This window comes from Undibacterium sp. GW821-FHT11B02 (assembly GCF_058808955.1).
On the sequence record NZ_JBXASD010000013.1, the window covers coordinates 189,150 to 196,053 of the forward strand.

General features: G+C 50.9%; 8 protein-coding genes. 7 read left to right on the forward strand and 1 reads right to left on the reverse strand.

The annotated features are described in order from the left end of the window. The first annotated feature begins 1 nt into the window (after position 1). The 7 genes from AC1RVX_RS24800 (at position 2) to AC1RVX_RS24830 (ending at position 5,411) form a co-directional block, all read left to right on the forward strand. Complete coding sequence (locus AC1RVX_RS24800; protein ID WP_493219243.1) at positions 2 to 1,192, forward strand: beta-ketoacyl-ACP synthase; 1,191 nt, start codon at positions 2 to 4, stop codon at positions 1,190 to 1,192. Continuing rightward, positions 1,189 to 1,659 carry a hotdog family protein gene (locus tag AC1RVX_RS24805; protein WP_493219244.1) on the forward strand — a complete coding sequence of 157 codons (471 nt, stop codon included), beginning with the start codon at positions 1,189 to 1,191 and terminating at the stop codon, positions 1,657 to 1,659. The genes AC1RVX_RS24800 and AC1RVX_RS24805 overlap by 4 nt, the downstream gene beginning before the upstream one ends. A gap of 2 nt (positions 1,660 to 1,661) precedes the next feature. Continuing rightward, positions 1,662 to 2,387 carry a 3-oxoacyl-ACP reductase FabG gene (gene fabG / locus AC1RVX_RS24810; RefSeq protein ID WP_493219245.1) on the forward strand — a complete coding sequence of 242 codons (726 nt, stop codon included), beginning with the start codon at positions 1,662 to 1,664 and terminating at the stop codon, positions 2,385 to 2,387. A gap of 8 nt (positions 2,388 to 2,395) precedes the next feature. Continuing rightward, positions 2,396 to 3,640 carry a beta-ketoacyl-ACP synthase gene (locus AC1RVX_RS24815; RefSeq protein ID WP_493219246.1) on the forward strand — a complete coding sequence of 415 codons (1,245 nt, stop codon included), beginning with the start codon at positions 2,396 to 2,398 and terminating at the stop codon, positions 3,638 to 3,640. A 44-nt stretch (positions 3,641 to 3,684) separates the two neighbouring features. Next, positions 3,685 to 4,134, forward strand: coding sequence for an excinuclease ATPase subunit (locus tag AC1RVX_RS24820; protein WP_493219247.1), 450 nt, complete (start codon positions 3,685 to 3,687; stop codon positions 4,132 to 4,134). Positions 4,135 to 4,207: 73 nt separating this feature from the next. After that, entirely contained in the window at positions 4,208 to 4,792 is a 585-nt protein-coding gene (locus AC1RVX_RS24825) for a hypothetical protein (protein WP_493219248.1), read from the forward strand. 10 nt (positions 4,793 to 4,802) lie between these two features. Continuing rightward, on the forward strand, positions 4,803 to 5,411 hold the full coding sequence (locus AC1RVX_RS24830; protein ID WP_493219249.1) for a 4'-phosphopantetheinyl transferase family protein: 609 nt from the start codon (positions 4,803 to 4,805) through the stop codon (positions 5,409 to 5,411). Here AC1RVX_RS24830 and AC1RVX_RS24835 read toward each other — a convergent pair. Beyond that, entirely contained in the window at positions 5,400 to 6,251 is an 852-nt protein-coding gene (locus AC1RVX_RS24835) for a polysaccharide deacetylase family protein (RefSeq protein ID WP_493219250.1), read from the reverse strand. The two genes, AC1RVX_RS24830 and AC1RVX_RS24835, sit on opposite strands and share 12 nt — an antisense overlap. Positions 6,252 to 6,904: the final 653 nt, after the last annotated feature.

Below are 6,904 nucleotides of genomic sequence, written 5' to 3' on the forward strand. Positions count from 1 at the left end.
TATGAAGCTGTATTTACATCACTGTGGCGTAATCTGTGCCCTGGGTGACAATCACCAGGAGATCAGGCGTCGCCTGCTGGACGAAGCCACCACCGGCCTGCAGATGACTGATGCCTGGTCACCGGGACGGGTATTGCCGGTTGGCCAGGTGCGAGGTATCTTGCCCGATGTCAGCCATTTGCCGGCGACCATGCGCAGCCGTAATAATCAACTGGCGCTGGCTGCGCTGGCACAGATACGTCAATCGGTCGATGCCGCAATACAGCGTTTTGGTGCTGATCGTATCGGTATCGTCATTGGTACCAGTACATCCGGCATTGCCGGCACTGAGGATGCATTGCGGGTTTACCACCAGCATGGCAGCCTGCCGGCTTCGTTTCAGTACGCCGTACAGGAAATGGGATCGCCAGCGGCCATGCTAGCCCACGAGCTGGGCACCGGTGGGCCAGCTTATACCCATTCCAGTGCCTGTTCTTCCAGCGCCAAGGCGATGGCAAGTGCTGCCCGTCTGATCAAGATGGGTTTGTGTGACGCCGTGGTGACTGGTGGTGTGGATACCCTGTGCGAATTCACCGTGGCCGGTTTTTCTGCGCTGGAATCAGTTAGTACCGAATTCTGCAATCCGCTCAGTGCCAATCGCAAAGGTATCAATATTGGCGAAGGTGCTGCTTTCTTCCTGATGACTGCCGAAGCTGCATCTGGCGCAGTGGCGCTGTGTGGCTGGGGTGAATCTTCGGATGGTCACCATATGTCCGCACCTGATCCTGCAGGTGGCGGTGCACGTATGGCGATCAACCAGGCTTTGCAACGTGCCGGTATTACTCCATCCGAGGTTGACTATATCAACCTTCATGGTACCGCCACGGTACAGAATGATGCGATGGAATCACGTGTGATTCAAGACATATTCGGTCCCGAAGTCGCTGTCAGTTCGACCAAACCATTTACTGGACATGCCCTGGGTGCTGCCGCTGCGATTGAAGCTGCACTATGCTGGCTGGTGATGCAGGATGACAATCCGCAAGGACAATTGCCACCACATTTGTGGGATGGCGTTGCCGATCCGCAATTGCCTGCCTTGCATATCGTGGCACCACGGCAACAGACAGGCAAACCATTGCGCTGGATAGTCAGTAATTCTTTCGCGTTTGGTGGCTCGAACGCATGCCTGGTGCTGGGGAAGACAGAATGAATCAAACAACTGCGACTATATTTCCGCCAGTACACAAATTGGTCCCGCATGATGGTGAAATGGTCTTGCTGGACAGGGTGTTGGCCGCCGATGCCGAAACCCTGACTGCTGAAGTGGCTATCCGGCCAGAAACCCTGTTTTGCAAATCACAAGGTGTGGATGCCTGGGTGGGCATCGAATACATGGCGCAGGCAATAGCAGCCCACGCCGGTTATCTTGCCAGCCTGCGTGACGAACCGGTGAAGGTCGGCTTTTTGCTGGGAACCCGGCGTTACGATTGCAGCCAGCCGGTGTTTGCCCTCGGTAGTGTGCTGGAAGTACAGATACAGCGTGTCTTACAAGGTGAAAATGGATTGGGTGCATTTGAATGTGGTATCCGTGATCAGGCAACAGGCGCATCGCTGGCTGTTGCCACCATCACGGTATTTCAACCGGCTGATGCCAAAGAATTTCTGCAACGGAGTTAGAGATGAGTAAGAGTGTGTTGGTAACCGGGTCTTCACGCGGTATAGGCAAGGCCATCGCTTTGCGTCTTGCACGGGATGGTTACGATATCGTATTGCATTGCCGCAGCCAGCGTGAAGAGGCTGAACTTGTCGCAGCTGAAATTACCAGTATGGGCCGTACAGCCCGCGTATTGCAGTTTGACATCAGCGAACGGGGTACTGCCGCAGCGCTGCTGCTGGCAGATGTGGAAGCACATGGCTGCTATTACGGCGTTGTCTGCAATGCAGGCGTGGCCAGGGATAATGCTTTTCCGGCCATGTCTGGCGAAGACTGGGATATTGTCCTCAATACCAATCTGGACGGTTTCTATAATGTACTCAATCCCCTGGTCATGCCCATGGTACAGCGCCGTAAGCCGGGTCGCATCATTACCATGGCTTCGGTGTCTGGGCTGATCGGCAATCGTGGTCAGGTCAACTACAGTGCAGCCAAGGCGGGTATCATCGGTGCCAGCAAGGCACTGGCAATAGAATTGGCCAAGCGTGCCATCACCGTCAATTGTGTGGCACCAGGCTTGATAGAGACTGACATGATTAGTGAAGTACCGCTGGAAGAAGCCTTGAAAATGATACCAGCACGTCGGGTCGGCAAGCCGGAAGAAGTGGCTGCTGTCGTCAGTTTCCTCATGCATGAAGATGCCGCTTATGTGACACGGCAGGTTATATCGGTTAATGGAGGTATGGCATGAGTTTGGGTATGAGCATTAATCGACAGAATCGCCGCGTCGTCGTGACCGGCATGGCCGGTATCAGCCCTTTGGGTAATGACTGGCAGACTATCCGCAAGCAATTGGGTGAATTCCGCAATGCCGTCGTGCGCATGCAGGAATGGAGCGACTATGAAGGCTTGAATACACAGCTGGGTGTACCGGCTGCACCATTTGAACTGAATGAACGCTACCACCGCAAAGCCACACGCAGCATGGGTAGAGTCGCCCTGATGGCGACTCGTGCCAGCGAAATGGCGCTGGCGGACGCCGGTTTGCTGGATGATCCCTTGCTGACCAGCGGAAAGATGGGAATATCTTTCGGCTCATCGGCAGGTACGCCCAGTGCCATCGGTGATTTTGGCCGCATGATGGAAGAACGCACTACGAAAGGCATCAATGCGACGACCTATATCAAAATGATGTCGCATACGGCACCGGTCAATATAGGCGTATTTTTTGGTTTGACCGGTCGCGTCATCACGACTTCATCAGCATGCACTTCTGGCAGCCAGGGTATAGGTTATGCCTACGAAGCCATACGCAGCGGCAAGCAAATCGCGATGATTGCCGGCGGTGCCGAAGAATTATGTGCCACAGAAGCGGCTGTGTTTGACACCCTGTTTGCCACCAGCGTGCGCAATGACAATCCGCAAGATACACCACGCCCTTTCGATGCCGGTCGTGATGGCCTGGTGATAGGCGAAGGTGCTGGTAGCCTGATACTGGAAGAACTGGAACATGCACAGGCACGCGGCGCAAGAATTTATGCAGAACTGGTCGGTTTCGGTACCAATAGTGATGGCTGCCATGTGACGCAACCAAATGCAGAAACCATGAAGGTCGCCATGCAACTGGCGCTGGAAGATGCACAACTGCAGCCATCCGACATCGCCTACGTGAATGCCCATGGTACCGGCACGCAACAAGGTGATATCGCCGAAAGCCAGGCTACTGCACAGGTGTTTGGCAATGCCATACCCATCAGTTCCCTGAAAAGCTATATGGGACATACCCTGGGTGCATGCGGCGCACTGGAAGCCTGGATCAGCATAGAAATGATGCGTGAAGGCTGGTTTGCGCCCACCATCAATTTGCAAGAGCTTGACCCCCAATGCGCGCAACTGGACTATATCAGGGACGAGGGCAGGGCCATTGATTGCGAATACGTCATGTCGAATAACTTTGCTTTTGGTGGCATCAATACTTCTTTGATTTTTAAAAAATATACATGATGGTTTTGCTGACTAACGACGTGTTTTTAACCTGGAAATAAAAAATGAAAAAATTGATTTCTACCGCAATTGCGCTGGCTATGCTGGCTGGATTTGCATTGCCAGTTGCAGCTGCCGATAACAAAGTGATGCTGCCGATTGCTGCGGCGATGGCGGACAATAATGCGCCATACAGACTGGGTGAAAATATTAAATTTTATTTCGGTAAACAACCCACGCCACCAGTGTTAAAAGTGATATCCAGCGACAAGACCAGCCTGAGGACCAATGCCTTTGGCAAGTCCAATGAAAAAGCCTGCAACTGGGTATTTTTATCCGACATGCTGCAGTTGAAAAAACGTGCTGAAGAATTAGGTGCCAATGCGGTCATCAACATCGTCAGTAACTATGACAACATTGAATATTCGAGCGAAACAGAATTTGAATGTCATGTGGGTGCCATTATGGCTGGCGTCGCCTTCAAGGCCGATTTTGTGACAATAGCGGATAAATAAAAATAGAGACAATGCGGCATCTGGCTTGCATTTTTTTACAACGGACCATCTCATTTCTTTTTAAGGACTCATAATGACGCTTGCTTTACAGCGCGGCTTTTTAATTTCCATGGTATTTGCTCTCAGTCTGTTGCAGGGTTGTGCCACGTCGGTAAAAGCTACTTCCATGCAGAATCCCCCTCCATCTGAAGCTTTTTCTGGTTTTGGACGTATCCAGGTTCAGCCAGTAGTGTTCAGGCCAGGCTATGAAGGTGATAAATCCGGTTTGGTCAAGATCAATCAAAATATTCAGGAAGATCTGGCGAGCTCTTTGGCAAACTGGAACACGCGTCCAGATAATGGCCGTGTGCTGATCATTGAACCTGTGATTGAAGAAATGGAATTCAAGCATGGTGCCAAGCGCGTATTGCTGGGGCCTTTGGCTGGTAGTTCAGGTGTGCTGATGCGCATGAAGATAACTGATGGTAATGGTAAAGTCGTTGCGCTGCCAGAATTTTTCCAGCGTGCCAATGCCATGGCTGCCGGTTTTGTATTCGGTGTGCATGACAATTTGATGTTGACCCGGGTTGCAAATCTCGCCAGCGGCTATATTCTGGATAACTACAATAGTGCCAAAGGTGGACCAACTGGCGCTGATGAAAAAGCACTCACCAGATAATAAACACGCAATGCCAGATCATACAGCCTGCATCTTTCTGATTAATATCAGCGATATTGATCTGGCGGGCTATTTAACTTGTTTAAGCACCAGCGAAGTGCTGCGTTATGAGCGCTTCATCAAAAAAGAAAGGCAGCGCCAGTTTCTTGCTGGACGTGTGCTCTTGCGTCGGGCGTTGAGTCAATTGCTGGACGTACCCGTCAACACCTTGCAACTGACTGAACGTCCGGGCAATGCGCCACATCTTGATTTTCCGGCTTGCCCGGATCTTGGCTTCAGCCTCTCGCATAGTGGCAACTGGGTTGCCTGTGCGGTCAGTACTGGCACCAGGCTGGGCCTGGATATTGAATTGCTTAACCCCGATCGAGATTTTTCTGCACTGGCATTGCATGCTTTTGATGCTGCCGAAAATGCATGGTTGCAGCAACAGGAAGCTGGCAATCGCATGTGCGATTTTTATCAGCTATGGACCAGCAAAGAAGCACATATCAAACTCAATGCACCCAGTGTGGAATGCCTGCACTTCAAGCATCCTGAATTGTCCATCACCTTATGCAGTGCGGTGGAATTCACCTCTCCGCCACAACTTCTGTACACCCGTGAACTATCAGCGGAATAAGCTCCAGAACCAGTTCCATATACCCGGCAATTCTGGCGCATTGTTGGCGTCCGTGACCGTCCTTGCCAGCGCAGTGCGTTCCAGTTCTTCCCGGTTATCGTAAAATGGTTTTTCGCTGGTAGGTATATCCAGCTCTTTGGCGACATCCAAAAGAATGCCCAGATACTCCTCCAGATGATTCGCCGTGTAGGGGTTGATATCGTGAAAGGTCACGACGATAGGTGTTACCCCATCCACGGCAGGCATTTCGTTATTGCACCAGTGTGGGCGTGCCGCCAATAACAGTTTGCGCATGTTGCGGTGCTTGGTCAGGCTGAAATTGATGCCGTAAATAATGCCATCATTGGCACTTAAATCCGTCAACAACATCTGCAAGCCGTGGCTGTGATAAGTCTCCAGCGTGCGTGCATCATAATTCCAGAAGGGTGGGCGTACCAGCTTGGGGGCTACACCCGTAATGCCTGTCAGATCAGCAATGCCCAATGTTAATGAAGCTTCAAATGCATCTTCTTTCAGATAGCGATGATTGGAATGCCGTGGTGTCGCAGTATGAAAAGCCAACAAATGTCCTTCATCCACTTCACGTTTCAACAGGCTGCGGCCATACTCGGTTCCACCACCATTGACTGCCCGCGTCTGGGTAAAGAATACTGCCTTGATGTCTGGCTGATACGGATTTTTTGATAAAGTCCGTAATACCTTTTCTGTCGGATTGTCTGGCTGCACAGCGCTGGGGCCGTCATCAAAAGTCAGCAGATAGCGAATCGGTGCAGGATTGCTCTCACAGGCGTCGCTGGCTGACGATGCATTGCACAAGCCCAGCATCAGCAGGACCAGCAAACAGGGGACAGCGAAATGCCTGGTACGGAAGGTAAACAAAGTCAGAATACAGTTTTTGGTAGAAGGCTCGTATTGTATCTGCCCTCCGGGAATTTTTCTTGTCAATCCTGCTGATGCACATGATTGACAGGGTTTCGTAATAGCTGCGAGGTAAGTGTGATTGTTTCTATGTGGAAATAGTGGGAGTGATAAGTCGAAACAGCAATCCACGTTTACGTTTTTCCTTGTGCTGCACCAATGGCCAGCGAAACAACACTGAGAGGTCGCAAGGGACTTAATTTGCTGAGGCTGATGTGAATACCTTGAGGCTAGCACCGGAATAATGTAAATTTTTGTCAGGCTTATCAACCCTATGAGTATTTGTGATTTTAGTCACAGGTAAATCAAGATTGACGTGTTAATCTTAGCGCCGCTAATATTTGTAATATTGTGTAACTAGGTCAATACGCCCTAATACAATCCCGCATTTTTAAATTAATTCATCAGAGATATTCAATGGCCAATACCGCTGCAGACATCCAAAAGCTTTACATCGCTTATTTCAACCGTCCAGCGGACCCACTGGGTTTGGCGTACTGGACAGCGTCCAGCCTGTCCCTCAAAGACATCGCCCAAAGCTTCTCCGTACAAGCAGAATACGCATCGACCTATGC

What these genes read in the sequence shown, in the direction of transcription:
- AC1RVX_RS24820 (WP_493219247.1), top strand. Translation starts at nt 3,685, where the DNA reads ATGAAAAAATTGATTTCTACCGCAATTGCGCTGGCTATGCTGGCTGGA.
- AC1RVX_RS24805 (WP_493219244.1), top strand. Translation starts at nt 1,189, where the DNA reads ATGAATCAAACAACTGCGACTATATTTCCGCCAGTACACAAATTGGTC.
- fabG (WP_493219245.1), top strand. Translation starts at nt 1,662, where the DNA reads ATGAGTAAGAGTGTGTTGGTAACCGGGTCTTCACGCGGTATAGGCAAG.
- AC1RVX_RS24830 (WP_493219249.1), top strand. Translation starts at nt 4,803, where the DNA reads ATGCCAGATCATACAGCCTGCATCTTTCTGATTAATATCAGCGATATT.
- AC1RVX_RS24800 (WP_493219243.1), top strand. Translation starts at nt 2, where the DNA reads ATGAAGCTGTATTTACATCACTGTGGCGTAATCTGTGCCCTGGGTGAC.
- AC1RVX_RS24815 (WP_493219246.1), top strand. Translation starts at nt 2,396, where the DNA reads ATGAGCATTAATCGACAGAATCGCCGCGTCGTCGTGACCGGCATGGCC.
- AC1RVX_RS24825 (WP_493219248.1), top strand. Translation starts at nt 4,208, where the DNA reads ATGACGCTTGCTTTACAGCGCGGCTTTTTAATTTCCATGGTATTTGCT.